Origin of the sequence: Novosphingobium olei (genome assembly GCF_012927405.1) — a bacterium.
GTDB classification, from domain to species: domain Bacteria; phylum Pseudomonadota; class Alphaproteobacteria; order Sphingomonadales; family Sphingomonadaceae; genus Novosphingobium; species Novosphingobium olei.
In genome coordinates, this window is record NZ_JABBGM010000002.1 from 319,978 (window position 1) to 339,808 (window position 19,831).

The 19,831-nt window shown below is 65.8% G+C and carries 17 protein-coding genes; 9 read left to right on the forward strand and 8 right to left on the reverse strand.

Annotation, left to right across the window (positions count from 1 at the left end; translation table 11 throughout):
- The first annotated feature begins 84 nt into the window (after positions 1-84).
- The 3 genes from HHL27_RS05610 to HHL27_RS05620 are packed head-to-tail and all read left to right on the forward strand — an operon-like array spanning position 85 to position 2,581.
- On the forward strand, positions 85-897 hold the full coding sequence (locus tag HHL27_RS05610) for an ABC transporter substrate-binding protein (RefSeq protein ID WP_338114829.1): 813 nt from the start codon (positions 85-87) through the stop codon (positions 895-897).
- On the forward strand, positions 894-1,856 hold the full coding sequence (locus HHL27_RS05615) for a FecCD family ABC transporter permease (RefSeq protein ID WP_169492402.1): 963 nt from the start codon (positions 894-896) through the stop codon (positions 1,854-1,856). The genes HHL27_RS05610 and HHL27_RS05615 overlap by 4 nt, the downstream gene beginning before the upstream one ends.
- Positions 1,853-2,581 (forward strand): ABC transporter ATP-binding protein, encoded by a 729-nt coding sequence (locus HHL27_RS05620; RefSeq protein WP_169492403.1) that lies wholly within the window; start codon positions 1,853-1,855, stop codon positions 2,579-2,581. The genes HHL27_RS05615 and HHL27_RS05620 overlap by 4 nt, the downstream gene beginning before the upstream one ends.
- Before the next feature lie 96 nt (positions 2,582-2,677).
- Here the strand turns inward: HHL27_RS05620 and HHL27_RS05625 are convergent, their stop codons facing one another.
- Complete coding sequence (locus HHL27_RS05625; protein WP_169492404.1) at positions 2,678-3,016, reverse strand: UrcA family protein; 339 nt, start codon at positions 3,014-3,016, stop codon at positions 2,678-2,680.
- A gap of 286 nt (positions 3,017-3,302) precedes the next feature.
- On the reverse strand, positions 3,303-3,491 hold the full coding sequence (locus HHL27_RS05630; RefSeq protein WP_169492405.1) for a hypothetical protein: 189 nt from the start codon (positions 3,489-3,491) through the stop codon (positions 3,303-3,305).
- Between the two features lie 310 nt (positions 3,492-3,801).
- On the opposite strand from HHL27_RS05630, the gene uvrA reads away from it, so the two are divergent.
- From uvrA to HHL27_RS05650, 4 genes are all read left to right on the forward strand, one after another.
- Positions 3,802-6,768 carry an excinuclease ABC subunit UvrA gene (gene uvrA, locus HHL27_RS05635; protein WP_169492406.1) on the forward strand — a complete coding sequence of 989 codons (2,967 nt, stop codon included), beginning with the start codon at positions 3,802-3,804 and terminating at the stop codon, positions 6,766-6,768.
- 268 nt (positions 6,769-7,036) lie between these two features.
- A complete protein-coding gene (locus HHL27_RS05640) occupies positions 7,037-7,378 on the forward strand; it encodes a hypothetical protein (protein WP_169492407.1) in 342 nt (113 codons plus the stop codon).
- Positions 7,379-8,647: 1,269 nt separating this feature from the next.
- Positions 8,648-9,250 carry a hypothetical protein gene (locus HHL27_RS05645; RefSeq protein WP_169492408.1) on the forward strand — a complete coding sequence of 201 codons (603 nt, stop codon included), beginning with the start codon at positions 8,648-8,650 and terminating at the stop codon, positions 9,248-9,250.
- Complete coding sequence (locus tag HHL27_RS05650; protein ID WP_169492409.1) at positions 9,247-9,762, forward strand: hypothetical protein; 516 nt, start codon at positions 9,247-9,249, stop codon at positions 9,760-9,762. The genes HHL27_RS05645 and HHL27_RS05650 overlap by 4 nt, the downstream gene beginning before the upstream one ends.
- Positions 9,763-9,886: 124 nt before the next feature.
- Here HHL27_RS05650 and HHL27_RS05655 read toward each other — a convergent pair whose 3' ends face one another.
- The 6 genes from HHL27_RS05655 to HHL27_RS05680 all read right to left on the reverse strand — a co-directional run bounded on the left by HHL27_RS05655 (position 9,887) and on the right by HHL27_RS05680 (position 17,067).
- Complete coding sequence (locus HHL27_RS05655; protein ID WP_169492410.1) at positions 9,887-10,750, reverse strand: hypothetical protein; 864 nt, start codon at positions 10,748-10,750, stop codon at positions 9,887-9,889.
- Between the two features lie 191 nt (positions 10,751-10,941).
- Positions 10,942-11,688 (reverse strand): DsbA family protein, encoded by a 747-nt coding sequence (locus HHL27_RS05660; RefSeq protein WP_169492411.1) that lies wholly within the window; start codon positions 11,686-11,688, stop codon positions 10,942-10,944.
- Positions 11,685-12,782 (reverse strand): CoA transferase, encoded by a 1,098-nt coding sequence (locus HHL27_RS05665; protein ID WP_206069405.1) that lies wholly within the window; start codon positions 12,780-12,782, stop codon positions 11,685-11,687. The genes HHL27_RS05660 and HHL27_RS05665 overlap by 4 nt, the downstream gene beginning before the upstream one ends.
- 84 nt (positions 12,783-12,866) lie before the next feature.
- Complete coding sequence (locus HHL27_RS05670) at positions 12,867-13,133, reverse strand: hypothetical protein (RefSeq protein WP_169492412.1); 267 nt, start codon at positions 13,131-13,133, stop codon at positions 12,867-12,869.
- Positions 13,134-13,254: 121 nt separating this feature from the next.
- Positions 13,255-15,231: a potassium transporter Kup gene (locus HHL27_RS05675; RefSeq protein ID WP_169492799.1), complete on the reverse strand. Its 1,977-nt coding sequence runs from the start codon at positions 15,229-15,231 to the stop codon at positions 13,255-13,257.
- Positions 15,232-15,429: 198 nt separating this feature from the next.
- Positions 15,430-17,067 carry a GH35 family beta-galactosidase gene (locus HHL27_RS05680; protein WP_169492413.1) on the reverse strand — a complete coding sequence of 546 codons (1,638 nt, stop codon included), beginning with the start codon at positions 17,065-17,067 and terminating at the stop codon, positions 15,430-15,432.
- A gap of 177 nt (positions 17,068-17,244) precedes the next feature.
- On the opposite strand from HHL27_RS05680, the gene HHL27_RS05685 reads away from it, so the two are divergent.
- Entirely contained in the window at positions 17,245-18,768 is a 1,524-nt protein-coding gene (locus tag HHL27_RS05685) for a DUF4118 domain-containing protein (RefSeq protein WP_169492414.1), read from the forward strand.
- Positions 18,765-19,457, forward strand: a complete 693-nt coding sequence (locus tag HHL27_RS05690) for a response regulator (protein ID WP_169492415.1) — start codon at positions 18,765-18,767, stop codon at positions 19,455-19,457. The genes HHL27_RS05685 and HHL27_RS05690 overlap by 4 nt, the downstream gene beginning before the upstream one ends.
- Positions 19,458-19,831 lie beyond the last annotated feature (374 nt).

The window sequence follows — 19,831 nt, forward strand, 5'->3', positions numbered from 1 at the left end:
GGTTGCGCGCCGCTGCTGCTTGCCGGGTGCATCCCGGCGAGCCGGGCGGATGCGCCGCCCGCGCCGCGCGTCCACCCCACGGTCGTGAGCCTCAACCCTTGCGCCGATGCCATCCTTGCCGAAGTCGCCGACCGCAACCAGATCCTCGCGCTGTCGGCGTGGAGCCGCGATCCGCGTTCCACCAGCATGGACCTCGCGCTGGCGCAGCGGCTGCCCAGCACCCATGGCACGGTCGAGGAAGTGCTCGCGCTGCGCCCCGATCTCGTCATCGACGGCCGTTTCATCGCGCCCGCCACCGCCAGCGCCTACGCCCGTCTCGGCCTGAAGCTGGAGACGGTCGACCTTGCCGCCACGGTCGAGGACGCGCGCGCGCAAGTCCGCCGTCTTGCCGGCCTCGTCGGCCATCCCGATCGCGGTGAAGCGCTCGTCGCGCGGATGGACGCCGTGCTCGCCGCCGCCGCGCCGCCGCCGGGCGCGCCGCCGATCCCCGCCGTGGTGTGGGAGCCGGGCGGCATCGTGCCGGGGCAGGGGACGCTGGTGTCCGATCTGCTGGTCCGCACCGGCTACACCAATTTCAGCGCACTGCGCGGGCTGGGCCAGGCCGATCGCCTGCCGCTCGAACGCATGCTGGCCGATCCGCCGCGCGTGATCCTGGTGGCCGATGCCGGCGATCGCGCCGCCGCCGACCAAGACCGCGCGCTCGCCCATCCCGCCTTGCGCGCGCTTACCGGCACAACCCGCGCCGCCTTCGCGCCCAACCTGCTCTATTGCGGCGGCCCCACCGTGATCCGCGCCGCCCAGCGCCTTGCCGAGGTACGCCACCAGATCCTCCCCCGACGGGGGAGGGGGACCGCCGCAGGCGGTGGAGGGGTAATGGCGAAAGGCACCGCACGATGACCCGCCCGGTCCTCGTCCTCTCGGCCCTGCTGCTGATCGCGCTGCCGCTGTCGCTGCTCGCAGGCCAGGTGTGGATCGATCCGTTCGGCCCTCCGGTGCGCAATGCCGTGCCGATCCTGATGGAGCTGCGCGCCCCGCGCGCGGTGCTGGCGCTGCTGGTCGGAGGCGGTCTCGGCGCAAGCGGCGCGGCGATGCAGGGCTACCTGCGCAATCCGCTCGCTGATCCCGGCCTGTTCGGCGTCGCGCCGATGGCGGCGCTGGGCGCGGTGCTCTCGTTCTACACCGGCTATGCCGTCCAGCCCTATGCGCTCCCCGCCTTCGCGCTTGTCGGAGGCGCGCTCGCCATGGCGCTTCTCGCGCTGATCGCCGGGCGCACCGCGGGCCTCGCCCTGTTCACGCTGGCGGGCATGATGATCGCAAGCCTTGCCGGCGCGCTCACCAGCCTCGCCATCAGCCTTTCGCCCAATCCTTTTGCGCTGTCCGAAATCGTCACCTGGCTGATGGGCGCGCTCGCCGATCGCGGCTGGAGCGACGTTGCCATCGCCGCCCCGTTCACGCTGGCGGGCCTTGCCATCCTGTCGCGCACCGGGCGCGGCCTCGATGCGCTGACGCTGGGGGAAGAGGCCGCGCGTTCGCTCGGGGTGGATCCGGTGCGGCTGCAATGGCTGATGGTGGCGGGCGTGGGCGCGCTGGTGGGCGCAGGCGTCGCGGTCGCCGGGATCATCGGCTTCGTCGGCCTGATCGTGCCGCACCTCGTCCGCCCGTTTACCGATCACCGCCCGTCCGCACTGCTGCTGCCGAGCGCGCTGGCCGGCGCGCTGCTGCTCCTCTTGGCCGATTGCCTGTGCCGCGTGGTGCCGCTGCCCGGCGGAGAGCTGCGGCTCGGCATCGCGCTCAGCCTTGGCGGAGCACCGTTCTTCCTGCACCTGCTGCTGCGCCTGCGCAGGGACGTCGCATGACGCTCGCCGCCCGCAGCCTTTCCATTCCCGGTCGCCTTTCGGACGTGTCGCTCACGCTCGATCCCGGCACCGTTACCGCCATCGTCGGCCCCAATGGCGCCGGCAAGTCCACCCTGCTGGCCGCGTTGGCCGGGCTGATCCCCGGTGCAGTCAGCTTAGGGCCCGATGCGTTGCGCACGCTCCCCCCACGTCTGCGGGCGCAGCGCATCGGTTACCTTCCCCAATCGGGCGACGTCGCGTGGAACGTCTCGGTGCGCACGCTGGTCGGGCTCGGCCGCCTGCCGCACGATGCGGGCGTGCAAGCCGATGCCGCCGCCATCGCCGCCGCGCTCCACCAGCTCGATCTCGAAACCCTCGCCGATCGCCCCGTGGCGCGGCTATCGGGCGGAGAGCGCGCCCGCGCCCTGCTCGCCCGCGTGCTGGCGGGGCAGCCCGACTGGGTCCTTGCCGACGAACCGCTCGCCGCGCTCGATCTCGCGCACCAGCAGGCCCTGCTCGCCCGCTTCCGCGCGCTGGCGGGGGAAGGGCGCGGCGTCGTGCTCGTGCTGCACGATCTGGCGCTGGCGATGAACCACGCCGATCGCGTCGTCGTGCTTCATGAAGGCCGGCTCGCTGCGCAAGGTGCCCCGGCCGATGTCCTCACGCCCGATCTGATCGCCCGCGTCTGGGGCGTTGCCGCGCGCTGGCTCGGCGAACCCGGCGTGCAGGCGCTCGCGCTTCCCTGAACTGATCACCCGGTACCGGTGGCCCGGTGAAAAAGCGAAGGGCCCGCCCGGCCTCTCCGCCGGGCGAGCCCTTGCGCATTTCCCGCGTGCTGTCGCTCAGCGCGAACGCATCGCGAGCCGCGTGTCGCTCGCCGCGATGGCAAGGCTGCGCGCATCGGCGGTGCCGCTGATCGCGTTGCGCTTGCAGGCGCGCACGATGCGGCTGGCGGTGATGTCGCGGATGTCGGCGCTGCCGCAGACTTCGTTGGCAGCCCGCGCGATGCGCGCGTCGAGCAGTGCGATCCCGCGGTTGGTGGTGAGGTTGAGGTCGTCGTAGCGAACCTCGAGCGTCTGCGCGTCAGAGGCGGCGGCGTCAGCCTTGGCCTGGGCAGATGCAACGAAAGCGAAAGGGGCGAAGGCAAGCGCCATCGCCGCGAAACGTGCGGTGCGAACCATGCGATAATCTCCTGGGAACTGGGGTGTCGTATAGTTGTCGCGAACCCGGGCGCCAATTGGACCTGCTTTAACCTGATGTAAACGATTCGTTTTGACTACAAGTATTAAACCGGAACAACTAATATTACTGTACAGTTGTTTAGTTTCAGAAATTATCATTTATCGTTTCAATCAAGACGATTGTGTTGCAGGATGACGTTTGCTGTCACGCGCTGTCATCACGCACGACAATACTCCCCGCCGCGCCGGGCGGCAGGGGATGGGCTTTGAACCGGAAAATCGGGGATCAGCTGTGGCGGTTAAGCGCCGCGGCAAAGTCGATGGCGAAATGCTCGGTGAAATGATCGCGCTCGATCAGCGGGATCGCCGGCCGCGTCGCCGCCGCCTCGGTGGCGGGCCCGTGGAACAGATTCGCCGCCAGCGGCGCGCGGTGTGCCGCTCCTTTGCGCAGGTCTGGTTCGGGCAGTTCGGTCACGGGTGCGGCGTCCAATGGTTCGATCGCTGCGCGCCATAGCACCTCGCACTGTCGCCGAATTGTATGGTTACGACACGGCGTTGTTTTATTGAGGAATTGCGGCAGCGGCGGGAAAGGTTTGCCGTTCGCGGTGCAAAGCGTCGCGGTGCGGGGATGGGGCAGGCATGGGGCAGGCATGGGGCAGGCATGCGAACGCCGCCTGCCCCGATCGCCACCTTGCCGCTGGCGCTCTCGCTCCCCACATCCGCCGCTCTTCCAAGACAGGCACAAGACCGTTGCCTGAATCGAACAAATCTGGAACATCGGCATCATGTCCCTCACGACCCTTTCGGTGCGCGGCGCGCGCGAACACAACCTCAAGGGGATCGACGTCGATCTCCCCCGTGACAGCCTGATCGTCATCACCGGCCTGTCGGGCTCGGGCAAGTCGAGCCTCGCGTTCGATACGATCTATGCCGAAGGGCAGCGCCGCTACGTCGAAAGCCTGTCGGCCTACGCGCGCCAGTTCCTCGAAATGATGCAGAAGCCCGATGTCGAACACATCGACGGCCTCAGCCCCGCCATCTCGATCGAACAGAAGACCACCAGCCGCAACCCGCGCTCCACCGTCGCCACGGTGACCGAGATCTACGACTACATGCGCCTGCTGTGGGCGCGGGTCGGCATTCCCTATTCGCCCGCCACGGGCCTGCCGATTTCGGCGCAGACCGTCAGCCAGATGGTCGATCGCGTCATGGCCCTGCCCGAAGGCACCCGTGCCTACCTGCTCGCGCCGGTGGTGCGCGGCCGCAAGGGCGAATACCGCCGCGAACTCGCCGAATGGCAGAAGGCGGGCTACACCCGCGTGCGCATCAACGGCGAACTCATGGCTATCGAGGACGCCCCCGCGCTCGACAAGAAGCTCAAGCACGACATCGAAGTCGTGGTGGACCGCATCGCGGTCAAGGACGGCATCCAGACCCGCCTTGCCGACAGCTTCGAACAGGCGCTGAAGCTCGCCGAAGGCCTCGCCTACGTCGATCTCGCCGACACCACGCTCGAAGCCATCGGCCTTGCCGCCGCAGGCGCCGCCCGCCCTGAGCCTGTGGAAGGGCTGTCCTCCTTGTCCGAAGGCGCGGCGGCGAAGGGGCAGAAGAAGGGCGCGATGAAAAAGACGGGCCTTCCGCCCAACCGCATCGTCTTCTCCGAAAAGTTCGCCTGCCCCGTCAGCGGCTTCACCATCGACGCGCTCGAACCGCGGCTGTTCTCGTTCAACGCTCCGCAGGGCGCGTGCCCGGCCTGCGACGGCCTGGGTGAAAAGCTGCTGTTCGATCCCCAGCTGGTCGTCCCCAACGAACACCTGTCGCTCAAGCAGGGCGCCATCGTGCCCTGGGCCAAGAGCAACCCGCCGTCGCCCTACTACATGCAGGTGCTCTCCAGCCTTGCCGAACACTTCGGCTTCAGCCTGTCGACGCCGTGGGACCAGCTGCCCGCCGAAGTGAAGGTCGTCATCCTCTACGGCACCGCGGGCAAGCCCGTGCCGCTGACCTTCGTCGACGGCAAGAAGTCCTACACCGTGTCCAAGGCGTTCGAAGGCGTCATCGGCAACCTCAACCGCCGCATGCTGCAGACCGAAAGCGCCTGGATGCGCGAGGAGCTGTCCAAGTTCCAGACCGCGCAGCCCTGCGAGACCTGCGAAGGCAAGCGGCTCAAGCCCGAGGCGCTGTCGGTCAAGGTCGCCGGAAACGACATCTCCAGCGTCACCCGCCTGTCGGTCGCCGCCGCGGTCGACTGGTTCCTCGGCCTCGATGCCCAGCTCACCAGCCAGCAGAGCCAGATCGCCCGCGCCATCCTCAAGGAAATCAACGAACGCCTCGGCTTCCTCAACAACGTCGGGCTCGATTACCTCAACCTCGATCGCACCTCGGGCACGCTCTCGGGCGGCGAATCCCAGCGCATCCGCCTCGCCAGCCAGATCGGCTCAGGGCTCTCGGGCGTGCTCTACGTGCTCGACGAACCCTCCATCGGCCTCCACCAGCGCGACAACGACCGCCTGTTGGAAACGCTGAAGCGCCTGCGCGATCTCGGCAACACGGTGATCGTGGTGGAACACGACGAGGACGCGATCCGCACCGCCGACTACGTGGTCGACCTCGGCCCCGGCGCGGGCGTCCACGGGGGCGAGATCGTGGCGCAGGGCACGCTTGACGAGATCCTCGCCAACGAAAACAGCCTCACCGGCCAGTACCTCACCGGCACCCGCCGGATCGAGGTGCCCAAGCAGCGCCGCAAGGGCAACGGCCTCAAACTGACGGTCGAAGGCGCGCGCGCCAACAACCTCAAGAACGTCACCGCCTCGATTCCCCTGGGCACTTTCACCTGCGTCACCGGCGTGTCAGGCTCGGGCAAGTCGAGCTTCACCATCGACACGCTCCACGCCGGCGCCGCGAGGCAGCTCAACGGCGCGCGCGTCATTGCCGGCCCGCACGACCGCATCACCGGCCTCGAACACTGCGACAAGGTGATCGAGATCGACCAGTCCCCCATCGGCCGCACCCCGCGCTCCAACCCGGCGACCTACACCGGCGCCTTCACCCTGATCCGCGACTGGTTTGCCGGGCTCCCGGAAAGCGAGGCGCGCGGCTACAAGGCCGGCCGCTTCAGCTTCAACGTCAAGGGCGGCCGCTGCGAAAAGTGCCAGGGCGACGGCCTGATCAAGATCGAGATGCACTTCCTGCCCGACGTCTACGTCACCTGCGAGGAATGCAACGGCAATCGTTACAACCGCGAAACGCTCGAGGTGAAGTTCAAGGGCCTGTCCATCGCCGACGTGCTCGACATGACGATCGAGGACGCCGAAAGCTTCTTCCAGGCCGTGCCCCCGATCCGCGACCGGATGCACATGCTCAACGAAGTGGGCCTCGGCTACGTCAAGGTCGGCCAGCAGGCCACCACGCTTTCGGGCGGCGAGGCGCAGCGCGTCAAGCTCGCCAAGGAGCTGTCCCGCCGCTCCACCGGGCAGACGCTCTACATCCTCGACGAGCCCACCACCGGCCTCCACTTCGAAGACGTGCGCAAGCTGCTGGAAGTCCTCCACCGCCTCGTCGACCAGGGCAACTCGGTCGTGGTCATCGAACACAACCTCGATGTGATCAAGACCGCCGACTGGATCCTCGACATGGGCCCCGAAGGCGGCGTGCGCGGCGGCGAACTCGTGGCCGAAGGCACCCCCGAACAGGTCGCCAAGAACCCCCGCAGCTTCACCGGCCACTACCTCAAACCCCTCCTCACCCGCTGACCCGATCCTCCCCCCCTGGGGAAGGTGGCCTCGCGCAGCGATGACGGAGGGGGCATCAACACCCCCCAAGCCCGGCCCGGCAACGCGCCAGTCCCGCGCAACGTGAGAAAGGCGGCAAACCTCCCCCAACGGGGGAGGGGACCGCCCGCGCAGCGGGTGGTGGAGGGGTATTCCACGCTCCCCACCCCCTGCCCAAACCACCAGTCCCCAACCGCGCGCGATCCACTACGCTTCCGCCCAAACCATAACGGACGGAAAGAGGATCACCATGGAAGCACCAGCCGCGCTCACCGCGCGCGTCGTCACGCTGTTCGTCGTCTGCGCCCTCGGACAGGTCGGCGGCTCGCTCATGCTGGGCAAGACCGCCGGCTTCACCCACCCCGGCTGGAGCGCGGCTTGCGCGCTCACCTACGCCGTCTCGCTCTGGGCGCTGGCGACGCTGATCCGCGAAGGCGGCCCGCTCAGCCTGCTCATGCCGATCCTCGCCGCCACCGTGCCGCTCGTCGTGATCCTGATCGCGGTGTTCGTGCAAGGCGAGCCCGCCTCCTGGCCCCGCCTCGGCCTGCTGACGCTCGCCTGCGCCGTGATCGGCGTCTCCGGCACGCTCTGACGGAAGGCGGTGCAAGCGGAAAAGGCGAAGGGGGCAAGGCGAGGGCCATCGCCCTCGCGCTCCCGGGAATAGGGACACCCGTGCCCTCCCGTCCGAACGTCACCCCGGACTTGATCCGGGGTCCAGCTTGTTCTTGTTACAGCAAGCTGCCCTGTCGCGACGTATCCGCGCGCTTGGCCGATAGCATAGCGCTCGCATCCACCCTCTGACCGCAGGCAATGCAAGCGGAGAAAGCGAAGGGGGCAAGGCGAGGGCCATCGCCCTCGCGCTCCCGGGAATGAGGACACCCATGCCCTCCCTTCCGAACGTCACCCCGGACTTGATCCGCGGTCCAGCTTGTTCTTGTTACAGCAGGCTGCCCTGTCGCGACGTATCCTCGCGCTTGGCCGGTTGCATCCCGCTCGCATCCACCCTCTGACCGCAGGCGATGCAAGCGGAAAAAGCGAAGGAGGCAGGTCGAGGGCCATCGCCCTCGCGCTCCCGGGAATAGGGACACCCGTGCCCTTCCTTCCGAACGTCACCCCGGACTTGATCCGGGGTCCAGCTTGTTCTTGTTACAGCAAGCTACCCTGCCGCGATGTATCCGCGCGCTCGGCCGATTTCATCGCGCTCGCATCCACCCTCTGGCCGCAGGCGATGCCCCAGATCCTCCCGCACAGAGGGTGCGGCATCACGCCAGCGCTGACGGAGGAAGAAGCGCTGCATCACCCAAAGCGCGGCGGCACGAGCCCCAGCGCCCCGGTCACATCAACTTACGCGCACTCTAAGCTCTCCCGTCATCCCAGCGAAGGCTGGGATCGCCCGCAGCCCATCACCGCCCGCCAAGCCAAAGACTCCGAACTTTCAAGTAGAGACAAGCAATTGCGAGGGCCAATAGCCTCACTTGATAGCGCGTAACCCACAGCTCACGATACCGATGGCGAAACAGATCCATTACGGCGGGCAAGCCGTTAGCGTGCTGTTTATGCTAGACAAGCTGCATGCCTTTGGGAAAAACTCCATAAAATCTTTCCACTGGGGCCATAGATGAAGCCTGCCACCTTTCACGTATTTAGAATACAGTGTGAGCGTCTTTTGCAAGGGCGTCTATTTGCCAGAGAGAGGCGTCCAACAGAAGTAATATTTGAAGCTATACAATCTATGCCTACGGCATCAGTCAGGCGGGGTACAGAATGGCATATCGCAGGGGCTGAAGATCTGGGTCAATTTTCTATTGGATTTCAGATTGGACGAGTTTAGTCAGTAAATACTCCACAATACGATGACAGTTTGCGGCGTTTTTTTGAATCAGATGCTGAAAGAGCTCCTTTTACGTGGGGTGTCTATGATGGAGCGACGCAAGCTTGTGGCATTTGGCGTAAAAGTGGGGTCTCCCTCGATGCCTTTGAGGTTGGCAAGAAGCTAGAGACACTCCTGAATCAGTCAGGAGTTCCCGATAATTATGGGTATGCAGTATCTGTTGATGTTATTTTCGACCCAGAGGATTTTATCCAATATTTGAGAAATGCTTATGAAATAAAAAGATTTAGGTTCACTTCGCATTTCGAAAATGCACACGATGTGCAAAGATTAATCCAAAAACCTGCTCAAGAGTATGCGGAGATAGTTGGTGCGGAAAAGACCACTGTCGAGGCTGAAGGAAGAAATTTAGATGCAGAAGTATTGGAAGACCTCACTAGGTCTGTTGCATCGATTGGAGAGGAAGCAACTGCTGTCGTAAAAATGGAGGAGAACTCTCGATCAAAAAGGATCGTACTAAGGGGGACTCCATTCTCTGTTGAAGTTAGTTTGGATTCGATTGGAAATTTTTTTGAGAAGTCAAGGGAGGCTATCGTAGATGCCTACCGTAATTTGCGGCGACAGCAGTCATGATAACGACCTTCAAGAACTGGTTATTGTTTCCGAAAAAGGGGCGTGATTCCGGCTGGCGCCTTCTTTTCGGATGGAAAAACATACTTGATGTTTTGATTTCTTTATTACTCATAAGATTTTTGAAAGTCGACGGATTTCAATTTGCATCTAAAGCACTTTTTCCTGCTGCTTCGATTTTTGTTAGCATGTCGATTGCTTGGACATCTAGAGCGGCAACGATTATTAATGATCAAAAATTTCGTGCGAAAGTAATAAGAGAGGAAGGTGATCTTGAAGATTATGTCTACGGATTCCAGCTTTCGTTACTTGTGATAATGACAACTGTCATATATATCGCAATAATGGCAGTTGGTGGTCTGAACTTTATAATAATTTCGAAAGAGATATCTGTATTTTTCTCATCTTTCTTTCTTTATGTTCTTTTAATCTGGTCTGTGCGAGAATGCTGGTCGGTAGTTAACTTTTCTAATTTGCTAGGTCTATTGGTTGGTCGTCTCGATAAAGTCGGCTAAGCTGAAAATGAGCAACCCCTTTCCTACACCCCCCATCTCAGCCTAAACATTCCTGTTTTGTTCCAACAGGAGTCCGGGCGGCATGGCGCGCAGCGGTGATGGATCGGATCGTTCGCAACTCTCCTCAAGGGAAGGCGCGCAGGCGGGGACCAGTGCCTTCGGGCGCGGCTGGATCCCGCTCGAGCGCGATATCGGCCTCCCCGGCGATGCCCTTCTGAACAACGCTGGGCCAGACGACGCGCCTGCTGCGCAAAGGCCCGCCCCGGCCGCCGAGGCTCTGCCGCAGGAGGGCGCCGCCACCCCTGTCTATCCGCAGGCCTTCACGCCCGAAAAGCGTGGGGCGTTCCTGCTGGCGCTGGCCGAACATGGCAACGTGCGGCTCGCGGCGCGCGCGGCGGGGACGTCGGCGCAGAGCGCCTATGTCGCGCGGCGGCGCGATGCAGGCTTTGCCGCCGGGTGGGAGGCCGCGCTGCTCTGCGCCGCCGATCATGCGGGCCAGGTCCTCGCCGATCGCGCCATCCACGGCGTGACCGAACCGGTGTGGTTTCGCGGGGAGGTGGTCGGCACGCGCACCCGCTACGACAACCGCCTGCTGCTCGCCCATGTCGCGCGGCTCGATGCCCACGCCGCGCGCGCCCGCAAGGACAGCCGCGCCATCGCCCGCGATTTCGATGTCTACGTGGGCGAAGTGCTGGCCGGGCAGCCAGACCCCGGCGCGCTGTGCCTGCCGCTCGACAAGGTCATCGAAAACGCCCGCCGCGTCGCCACGCTGGAATTTCCCGAAGACCTTTGTGATGTCGACGATGCGCTGATCGAACGCGCCATGCTCGAACCCGAATTCGAGATCTATGAGGACGAGGAGGGCGACGAGGAAGAGGACGGGGACGGGGAGGAAGGCGCCGGGGAGGCCGATCCCGAAGAGGTGTGGGAAGTGGCGCAGATGCTCTACTGCGAGGACGCCGTCGCGCTGGCAGAGGCCGAATGGCACGCCCGCCGCGCCGCCAACCTCGCCCGCGTCGATGCGCTGCTCGCCGGGGGGCGCGATGCGGTGGCACAGGGCAGGACGGACGGCGAAGACCCCCTCCTGCCGCCGATGGAATTCAAGTCCTTAGGACCGTGTAAACCCCGTCAACCCCGCCGTCCGGTGGGGGCCAAAGGGAAGGGCGGGGAGGGCCTTGCTCAGCTCCCGCCCGAGGTGGACTTGGCCGCCGATCGCGCGGCCAGCCAGTCGATCGCCGACTGGATCGCGTCCTGCGGGATCGCGCCGTCGGCCATCAGGCTGTCGCCGGTGCGGTTGTTGCGGATGGCGATGGACGGCGTGCCGCCCACGCCCGCCGCCTCGGCCGCGGCGCTTTCGCCCATCACCCGGCGCAGCGTCTCGGGCGCGCGGCGGCAGGTGCGCAGCGCCGGCATGTCGCTGGCGCCCGCCTCCTGCGCCAGGCTGCCGATGGCATCGCTGCCCCGGCCCGCGCTCGCCGGAATGCCCCGCCCGTTGGTGGCGGTCAGCGCCAAGTACCGGTCGAGAAAGCGGTAGAACCCCGCCGCGCCGGCTTGTTCCGCCACGCACAGCGATGCCGCCGATGCGGCGATGGCCGGCTCGCCGTGGAAGGGCAGGGGCATCAGCCGCACGATCAGGTTCAGCTTGCCCGTGCTGTTGGCCCCGGTGGTGTTGGCCCCGGTGGTGTTGGCGTTGTTGGCATCGACCAGCTTCTCGCCCGTCTGCCCGAACTGCTTGCAGTACGGACATTCGGGATCGAGCCACACGATCAGCGTGATGTCCGCCTTGGCCGGGCCATAGACGCGGTCGCCCGTGCCCGCCGGCGCCACCAGCGCGCCGCTGCGCCAGCCCCCTTGCGCCGCGGCCGGGGTGGCGGTGGCGGCGAGCGCGAAGGCGGCGGCGGCGGCGATAACGGTGCGGATGGTCATGCGATCAGGTCCTGGTGCTCGCCCAGCGCGGGCGCATGGAGCGAAGGGCGGGCGGGCTCATGGGTGAAGCGGATCGGCGTGCCGATGTGGCGGCGGCCCAGCTGGTCGGTCAGGATGAAGCCGCGCGCCTTCACCTGTTCGTCGTCCAGCGCTTCCGGATACGTCTTGACCGGGCCCCAGCACACGTCCAGCCGGTCGAGCAGCGCGCCCGCCTCGTCCAGCGTCATCGCGGCGAACGTGGCGGAAAGCAGGTCCACCACCGGCTGCTGGTGCGGCCCCGGTTCGTTGCACAGCGGGGCGAGGTCGATGCGGCCGAGGTGCCCGAGCAGCGCCTCGATGAACTTCTTCTCCTGCCCCGCGATCGCCAGCATCCGCCCGTCGCCGCATGCGTACCAGCGATAGAACGCGCCCCCTCCCGTCGTCCGTTCATGCGCCACGTTGGGCTGGCGCCCTTCGGCAAGCGTCGGGCCCATCACGTTCGAGGTGGCCGATAGCAGCGTTTCCTGCATCGCGATGTCGATGAAATCGCCCCGCCCCGTCCGCTCCCGCGCCAGCAGCGCCATCAGCACGCCCGACAGCCCCTGCAGCGCCGACAGGTAGTCCGACACCGGAATGCCCGGCATGGCGGGCTTCCCGTCCGCCCCCAGCGTGGCGCCCAGCACGCCGGTCATCGCTTCAAGCGCCAGATCGTGCGCCGGGCGCTTGGCCAGCGGCCCGTCCTGCCCGAACGCGCTGATCGCGCAGTACACGATGCGCGGATTGCGCGCCGAAAGGGTCGCATAGTCGATCCCCAGCCGCGCGGCGACTCCGGGCCGGCTCGATTCGACGACGACGTCGGCGGTGTCGACCAGCGCCAGGAACGCGGCGCGGTCGCCTTCGTCCTTCAGGTTCAGGACGACGCTTTTCTTGCCCCGGTTGAAGGCGCGGAAGTAGACGGTGTCGGGCCCGTCGGACAGGCCGATGTGGCGGGTGTGGTCACCGCCCGGCGCTTCGACCTTGATCACCTCGGCCCCGTGATCGGCCATGGCGAGGGTGAGGTAGGGGCCGGGAATGAAGCTCGACAGATCGAGCACCCGGATGCCGGCCAGTTTCACGCAAATTCTCCCGTTCCGCTTCAACCGTCTGATTAAACGCGGATCGGGCAAGCGGGCCGCCAGGTCAAGCGGCGAGAGGGCGGGTCAGTTGTCGTTGCAGTGGTGGCGCGAAAGGATGCGGCCGAGCCGGTCCAGGCGTTCGTTCTCGATATCCTCGAGCTCGCGCAAGAGGCGAGTTATTTCCACATTGTCGATCGCGAAGGCGAGATCGTCGAAGGCCTGTGGCACCGGCTGGATCGGGAAGGCCATCTGCAGGCAGCGGGTCAGGCGCGCACGCGCCCAATCGGAGCTTTCGACAAGCCGACCGATCCGGTTTGCACCAACGCTGAGCTTTCGACCCCGACTGTCCATATTGTCCTTCGTCGCCTTTCGGCCCGATCTTTATGCCAAATTATTGAAGCCAAGTCGAATCTCCAATCCGCAATTGCCGTAAGGAGGGTTGCGCGAAGGGTTCTGCGGCCTCGCCCGTTTTTCATATCTCCAGCTGGCTGCCGAGCTCGATCACCCGGTTGGTCGGCAGGTGGAAGAACTGCATCGCCGAAGAAGCGTTGCGGACCATCCACGCAAAGAACGCTTCGCGCCACACCGCCATGCCCGAACGACGCCCCGGTCGGGCCGACGGAATTAACGTTTGGCGCGACAGGAACCAGCTGGTTTCCATCGGCCGCAGCGGCCCCCCGGCACGCGTTTCAGCGGCGAGTTCGGCGGGCAGGTTCGCTTCGTCCATGAAGCCCAGGTGCACCACCATGCGGTAGAAGCCGTGGCCCAGCTCCTCCACTTCGCGCCGGGCGTGCGCGGCGACGTGCGGCACCGCCTCGGTCATCACCGTCAACACGATCACGCGTTCGTGCAGCACGTGGTTGTGCTTGAGGTTGTGGAGCAGCGCCGGCGGGATGCCTTCGACGGTCGAAGCGAGGAACACCGAGGCCCCCGCCACGCGCTTGACCCGGCCGGGCACGCTGTCGAGGAACAGGTCGAACGGCATGGAATCCTCGGCAAGCCGTTCGCGCATGATCTGCCGCCCGCGCGCCCAGGTGGTCAGCACGAAGAAGCAGATGCCGGCGACGAGCAGCGGGAACCAGCCGCCGTCGGGCACCTTGGTGGCGTTCGAGGCGAAATAGGCGCCATCGACGACGAGGAACACCGCCGTGAGGCTGCCGGCGGCGAGCTTGGGCCACTTCCACACCTGCATCGTCAGCACCCCGGTCATGCAGGCGGTGATGAACATCGTGCCGGTAACGGCGATGCCATAGGCTGCCGCCAGCGCGCCCGAGGAGCGGAAGCCCAGCACCAGCAGGATGACCAGCGCCAGCAGCAGCCAGTTGACCAGCGGCACGTAGATCTGCCCGGCGGCCTTTTCGCTGGTGTGGCGAATGGCAAGGCGCGGCAGGAAACCCAGCTGGATCGCCTGCTGCGTGACCGAATAGGCGCCCGAGATCACCGCCTGGCTGGCAATGATCGTGGCGAGCGTTGCCAGCACCACCAGCGGCAGGCGCAGCGCTTCGGGCGCCATCAGGAAGAACGGGTTTTCGACCGCGGCCGGCTGGCGCAGCAGCAGCGCCGACTGGCCGAGGTAATTGATCAGCAGGCAGGGAAACGCGCAGTACAGCCAGGCGAGCGAGATCGCGCGGCGGCCGAAGTGGCCCATGTCGGCATAGAGCGCTTCCGCGCCCGTTACCGCCAGCACCACCGAGCCGAGCGCGAGGAAGGCGAGGCCGGGATCGAGCAGGAAGAAATTGAGCGCATACCACGGGTTCAGCGCGGCCAGCACTTGCGGCGCCTGCGCGATCTGGATGGCGCCCATCACGCCGATGACGATGAAGTAGATCACCATCACCGGCCCGAACATGCGGCCCACGGCAGCGGTGCCGCGCGACTGGATCGCGAACAGGCCGACGATGATCGCGATGGCGATCGGCAGCACGAAGTGGGCGGCGCCGGGTGCGGCCACCTGCAGCCCTTCGACCGCCGACAGCACCGAAACGGCCGGGGTGATGATGGCATCGCCATAGAACAGCGCCGTGGCGACAAGGCCCATCATCATGATCGTGCCCGCCCAGCGGCGTCCGCCCGCAGCGTTCAACTGCCGCCCGATCAGCGCCATCAGCGCCAGGCTGCCGCCTTCGCCCTTGTTGTCGGCGCGCAGGATCACGAACACGTACTTGATCGTGACGATCAGCGTCATCGTCCAGAAGATCAGCGATAGCACCCCGAACACGTGCGCGGGATCGACCGCGAGCGGATGTGCGCCGATGAAGCTTTCCTTCAGCGCATAGAGCGGGCTGGTGCCGATATCGCCGAACACCACGCCGATCGCGCCGAGCGCAAGCGTGGCAAGGCCTTCGCCATGGTGCCCATCGTGCGCGGGCGCGCTTGCAGGCGATGCGGCGGCGGCGGGCGTGGTGCCGGGCGCGGAACTGGCGGCGCCGAGCGTGAGAGTCTGGTCCATGCTGCCCGAATGCGCCGCCCGCGCGCGGGTTTCACGCATCTTTACGGGATGTTTATGCGGGGGGTGGGGCGGGGAGACGGCGGGTTGTGGGACATTGCGGTCGTCCCAATCACATCAAAAGACCGGCAAGTTGTTGCAGTTACGGATGATTTTCGCCGGAAAGTCCTTGCTCAGTTCTGGTCCCAATTGAGGCGGCCGCTAGTTTGCCCTCGCCATGAGCTTGATGCGGATTGCCCCGATCCGATCCGTCGGGATCACGGTCAAACGCTCGTCGCCATTGAGGATGCGGCCCGGCTGCCAACCTTGTGCGTCGAAGTGACCCTCTTCAACGCGGTCGACTTCTGCCAGTTTCGTGCCCTTCGTAAAATCAGCAGTGAAGCCCTTTCCGACGATCAGAAAGGTGTCGCTTCTCTCGCTGATGATCAGACCGAACGCCCGGCTATCTCCGGGCGCCGGGCGTGTGCCGGGGCCCTCCGTTTCGCTGGCCATCGGGGGTGGAGCGGGAGGCGCCTGCAAGCCGACATCGAGCAGCATTTGCTTTAATAGAGCCATCGTATCCTGAACCACGATGTTATAGCCGCCAAGCGCGATGGTCGCAGGCTTGTCGCCATCCAGCAGAACTCCGGCGATACGCCCTTCAGCCTGCGCTTTGGCGATCACTTCGTACATGCCGGAAAGCATCGCATAGGCTTGCGCTAGCTGCCCATCGATCCGCCCATCCTCGATGCCGAAGACCGAATAGCCGATGGTGCGGTGCTGGCCGAGCGCCCAGAAGACATCGCCGGTTCGGAACTGCGCTTCGGGCACAAACAGCGGATTGCCCGCATGATCGTAGTCCGCCAGCACCTCCTTGGTGTTGGGCGCATAGATATCGGGCGAGAGCATGTCGAGCGACGGAGCCGCCGCTCGCCAGACATCAAGGACCCGCCTTGCCGGGCCACCGCTGGGGTACTGCCCCGCGATGGGCTGCCCCTCCTGCGGACCGAGCCAGCCGTTGACATACATTGGAAGCGGTAGTTCCCGTTTGCCAGCCGCCGCAAGCGCTTCCATGTAGCTCGCGAAATGCCAGGCCATGAATACTTCCTCGGCCTGCCAGTCTGTACCGAACACTTCGGCCCATGTACCCGACAAGCGCTGCCCCTGACGGTTCCACACCGCCTGCAGTTCCGGCTTCAAAGCCCCGCGATGCAAGGCGAGGTATTTGAGAAGCTGCACTGGCACAGGAGCGTTCCACGCGATCTCGGCCAAGGCGGATCGGTCGCGGCTGTCGCGCAGCAGGCCGGTCTCGTTATTCACTTGAACCATGATAACGCGGTGATCGTTATCGACGGTGGCAAGATGGTGCATTAGTGCAGCGAATGCCTTGCGATCAGCCTTCAGCAATTCGGGCGAGAAGACAGACATCACGGGCTTGGGCATGGCGCCCTTGTATGTGAAGGCTTCCGCCATCGTGCCTTGAGCGAGTGCGCGGGGGAAGCGGTGGCTATCGCTACGTACCCAACTCGGCGCGTAAGTCGACGCCGCGTTCTTGAATCCGCCGAACCAGATAAGGACCAGACGCATGTCGCGCTTGCGGGCTTCCGCGATTTGCGCATCGACGGTTCGGAAATCGAACTGGCCTTCCCTTGGCTCGCAGTCCTCCCAGCTAGCCGTGCCGATCACCGTGCGGACATGCATCGCCTGCAGCTTGTCCCAGATTGGGCGCATATAATCGGGACTCGACGCGCTGGAATTGTGCAGCTCACCGCCGAGCGCGAGATAGGGCTTGCCATCCACCAACAGCTGCCGGTCCTTGATCACCGGGAGCGGTTCAGCATGGATCGCGGGGATCGCCATGGAAATCGCAGCCGCACATATACCCAAGCGGCACAGGTAATCTCTCAAAGCACTTCCCCAAATGGATATTTCGTTCAGAATTAGAATGACCGTTCAGTATTTGCAACTGCCGAAGCCGCGCCCCGCTCATTCACCGCCTCTCCCCATCGTGCGCGGCAGCGGCTATGGCGGTGGGGCATGGCGCGCCAGTCCGTCTCTTCCGATCCTGCGCCGCTGGGCAGTGCCGAGGGCTATCTCGCGGCGTTGGGGCTGGTCGCGCTGATGACGTTGCTCGGCGCGCTGCTTTCGGCGCGGGGCAATCTGGCCGATATCGGGCTGCTCTATCTGGTGCCGGTGATGTTCGCGGCGACGCGGCACGGGCTGGTGACCGGGATCGCCACGGGGCTGGTGTCCTCGCTCGCCTACAACTTCTTCTTCATTCCGCCGGTGCTGACGTTCGCGATCCGCGATCCCAGCCATGCGATCACCGTGCTGGTGCTGCTGGGCGTGGCGGTGGTGGCGAGCCAGATGGCGGCGCGGGTGCGCCAGCAGGCGCGCGCGGCGCAGGACGAGGCGGGGCGCGAGGCGGCGCTCGCGGGCTTCGCGCGCGTGCTGATGGGAGTCACGCGGCGCGACGAGCTGTGGAGCGTGCTGGCCGGCGAACTGGCGCGGCGCTTCGACGTGCGGGTGGTGGTGTGCGAGGCGGGGCCGGACGGTGCGGCGCAGCTTGCCGCCTCGGCGCCGCAGGTCGAACAGCTGGACCTGCTCGAGCTGGTGTCGGCGCAGTGGAGCCTCGACAATGCGCTGGCCGCAGGGCCCGGCGCGGCGACGCCGACCGCGTCGGAATGGCTGTTTCATCCCGTGGTGGAAGGCACGCGGGCGGTGGCGACGGTGGGCCTTGCCCGGCCAGATGCGACCGCGCCCTTGCGCGCCGAGCGGCTGCCGCTGCTCGCCAGCCTGATCGACCAGGCGAGCCTCGCCCATGCGCGGATCGCGCTGGAGGACGAGATGGTCGCACTCGGCCGAGTGCAGGAACGCGATGCTTTGCGCGGGGCGCTGCTGTCGTCGCTGGGGCACGACTTGCGCACGCCGCTGACCACGCTGCTGGGCTCGCTGCGCGCGCTCGAGGCGGGACAGGCGGGGGCTTCGCTGGCCGTGGCGCGCGGCGCGGCGGAGCGGCTCGACCGGTTCATCTCCAACCTGCTCGACATGGTGCGGATCGAAAGCGGCACGGTGGAAGGCACGCGCGAGGCGGTGGACCTGGGCGAAGCGGTGGCGGCGGCGCTGGACGACTTGCGCGGCGGCGCGGGGGCTGCGCGCGTGGCGGTGGCGGTGCCGGACGACCTGCCTCTGGTGCTGGCCGATGCGCGGCTGCTGCACCATTGCCTGATCAACCTGATCGACAACGCGCTGCGGCATGGCAGCGAGGGCGGCGTGACGGTGGAGGCGCTGGCGGGCGGGGACGGGGCGGTGGAACTCGCGGTGCTCGATCGCGGACCGGGCCTGCCGCCGGGCAGCGAGACGCGCGTGTTCGGCCAGTTCGAGCGGCTCGAAGGATCCGACCGCGTCGGCGGCACCGGGCTCGGCCTTGCCATCGTGCGCGGCTTTGCCGAAGCGATGGGGGTGCAGGCGCTCGCCGCAAATCGCGCCGACGGGCCGGGCGCGCGCTTCGTGTTGCGCTTTCCGCCCGCGCTGCTGCGGCGCGTGGAGGCGGCGGAATGAGCGCGGGGCGCAGCATCCTGGTGGTGGACGACGAGCCCGAGATCCGCGCGCTGCTGGCAGGCGCGCTGGCGGGCGCGGGCTACGTCGTGGAGGAGGCGGGCGATGCGCGCGCTGCGCTTGCCGCGCACCATGCGGGCGGGCACGCGCTGGTGCTGCTCGACCTGGGCCTGCCCGATCGCGACGGGCTGGAGCTGGTGCCGCTGCTGAAGCGCGCGGGCGCGGCGGTGGTGGTCGTCTCGGCGCGCGATGCGGTGGCCGAAAAGGTCGCCGCGCTGGACCTTGGCGCCGACGATTATGTCACCAAGCCGTTCGATGCGGCCGAAGTGCTGGCGCGCGTGCGCACCGCGCTGCGCCACCGCGTTGCGCCTGAAGCGAGCGCGAACGTGGTGCGCTTTGGCGGGACGTGCGCGATCGACCTGGTGGCGCGGCGCGTGACGCGCGATGGCGCCGAGGTGCACCTGGCGCCCAAGGAGTACGCGCTGCTCGCCATGCTGGCGACGCACGGCGGCAAGGTGCTGACCCACGCGCAACTGCTGCGCGAGATCTGGGGGCCGGGACACGAAAGCGACGTCGAATACTTGCGCGTGGCCGCGCGCGGCATCCGTCGCAAGCTGGAAGGCGGGGCGGGCGATGCGCCCTCTGCGGTGCGCAACGAACCGGGTGTTGGCTACCGCCTCGCCATCGACTGAGCGCGGCGGCGCTCCGCGCGTGCCCGATAGACTACGGCATTCGCGAAGTCTTGTGGCGCAATTGTTTCCGCGATGCGGGATTGTCGCGAATCGTGCGGTAAACCGCTGATTTACGTTAATAACGCTCTAACTTTGTGTCCCAGCCCGGGAATAGATCCATCCGTGCGCATTTCCGCATCGCTTCGGACTTTTTTCTGCACGGACATTTTCAGACCTTTTTCATCAACTTGGGAAAAAGCAGACAAGATAAAGTAACCTTAGTTATGGTGAATTGAGACTACAGGTAAGTTGTCGCCTCCCTAACTGACCAATAGGTAATCGCCGGTCATAGAGAGTTAACGTTTAGAAAGATTCTAGGCAGTCGCGGGGGCGGG

What these genes read in the sequence shown, in the direction of transcription:
- HHL27_RS05615 (WP_169492402.1), top strand. Translation starts at nt 894, where the DNA reads ATGACCCGCCCGGTCCTCGTCCTCTCGGCCCTGCTGCTGATCGCGCTG.
- HHL27_RS05620 (WP_169492403.1), top strand. Translation starts at nt 1,853, where the DNA reads ATGACGCTCGCCGCCCGCAGCCTTTCCATTCCCGGTCGCCTTTCGGAC.
- HHL27_RS05625 (WP_169492404.1), bottom strand. Translation starts at nt 3,016, where the DNA reads ATGGTTCGCACCGCACGTTTCGCGGCGATGGCGCTTGCCTTCGCCCCT.
- uvrA (WP_169492406.1), top strand. Translation starts at nt 3,802, where the DNA reads ATGTCCCTCACGACCCTTTCGGTGCGCGGCGCGCGCGAACACAACCTC.
- HHL27_RS05640 (WP_169492407.1), top strand. Translation starts at nt 7,037, where the DNA reads ATGGAAGCACCAGCCGCGCTCACCGCGCGCGTCGTCACGCTGTTCGTC.
- HHL27_RS05650 (WP_169492409.1), top strand. Translation starts at nt 9,247, where the DNA reads ATGATAACGACCTTCAAGAACTGGTTATTGTTTCCGAAAAAGGGGCGT.
- HHL27_RS05660 (WP_169492411.1), bottom strand. Translation starts at nt 11,688, where the DNA reads ATGACCATCCGCACCGTTATCGCCGCCGCCGCCGCCTTCGCGCTCGCC.
- HHL27_RS05670 (WP_169492412.1), bottom strand. Translation starts at nt 13,133, where the DNA reads ATGGACAGTCGGGGTCGAAAGCTCAGCGTTGGTGCAAACCGGATCGGT.
- HHL27_RS05675 (WP_169492799.1), bottom strand. Translation starts at nt 15,231, where the DNA reads ATGGACCAGACTCTCACGCTCGGCGCCGCCAGTTCCGCGCCCGGCACC.
- HHL27_RS05680 (WP_169492413.1), bottom strand. Translation starts at nt 17,067, where the DNA reads ATGGCGATCCCCGCGATCCATGCTGAACCGCTCCCGGTGATCAAGGAC.
- HHL27_RS05685 (WP_169492414.1), top strand. Translation starts at nt 17,245, where the DNA reads ATGGCGCGCCAGTCCGTCTCTTCCGATCCTGCGCCGCTGGGCAGTGCC.
- HHL27_RS05690 (WP_169492415.1), top strand. Translation starts at nt 18,765, where the DNA reads ATGAGCGCGGGGCGCAGCATCCTGGTGGTGGACGACGAGCCCGAGATC.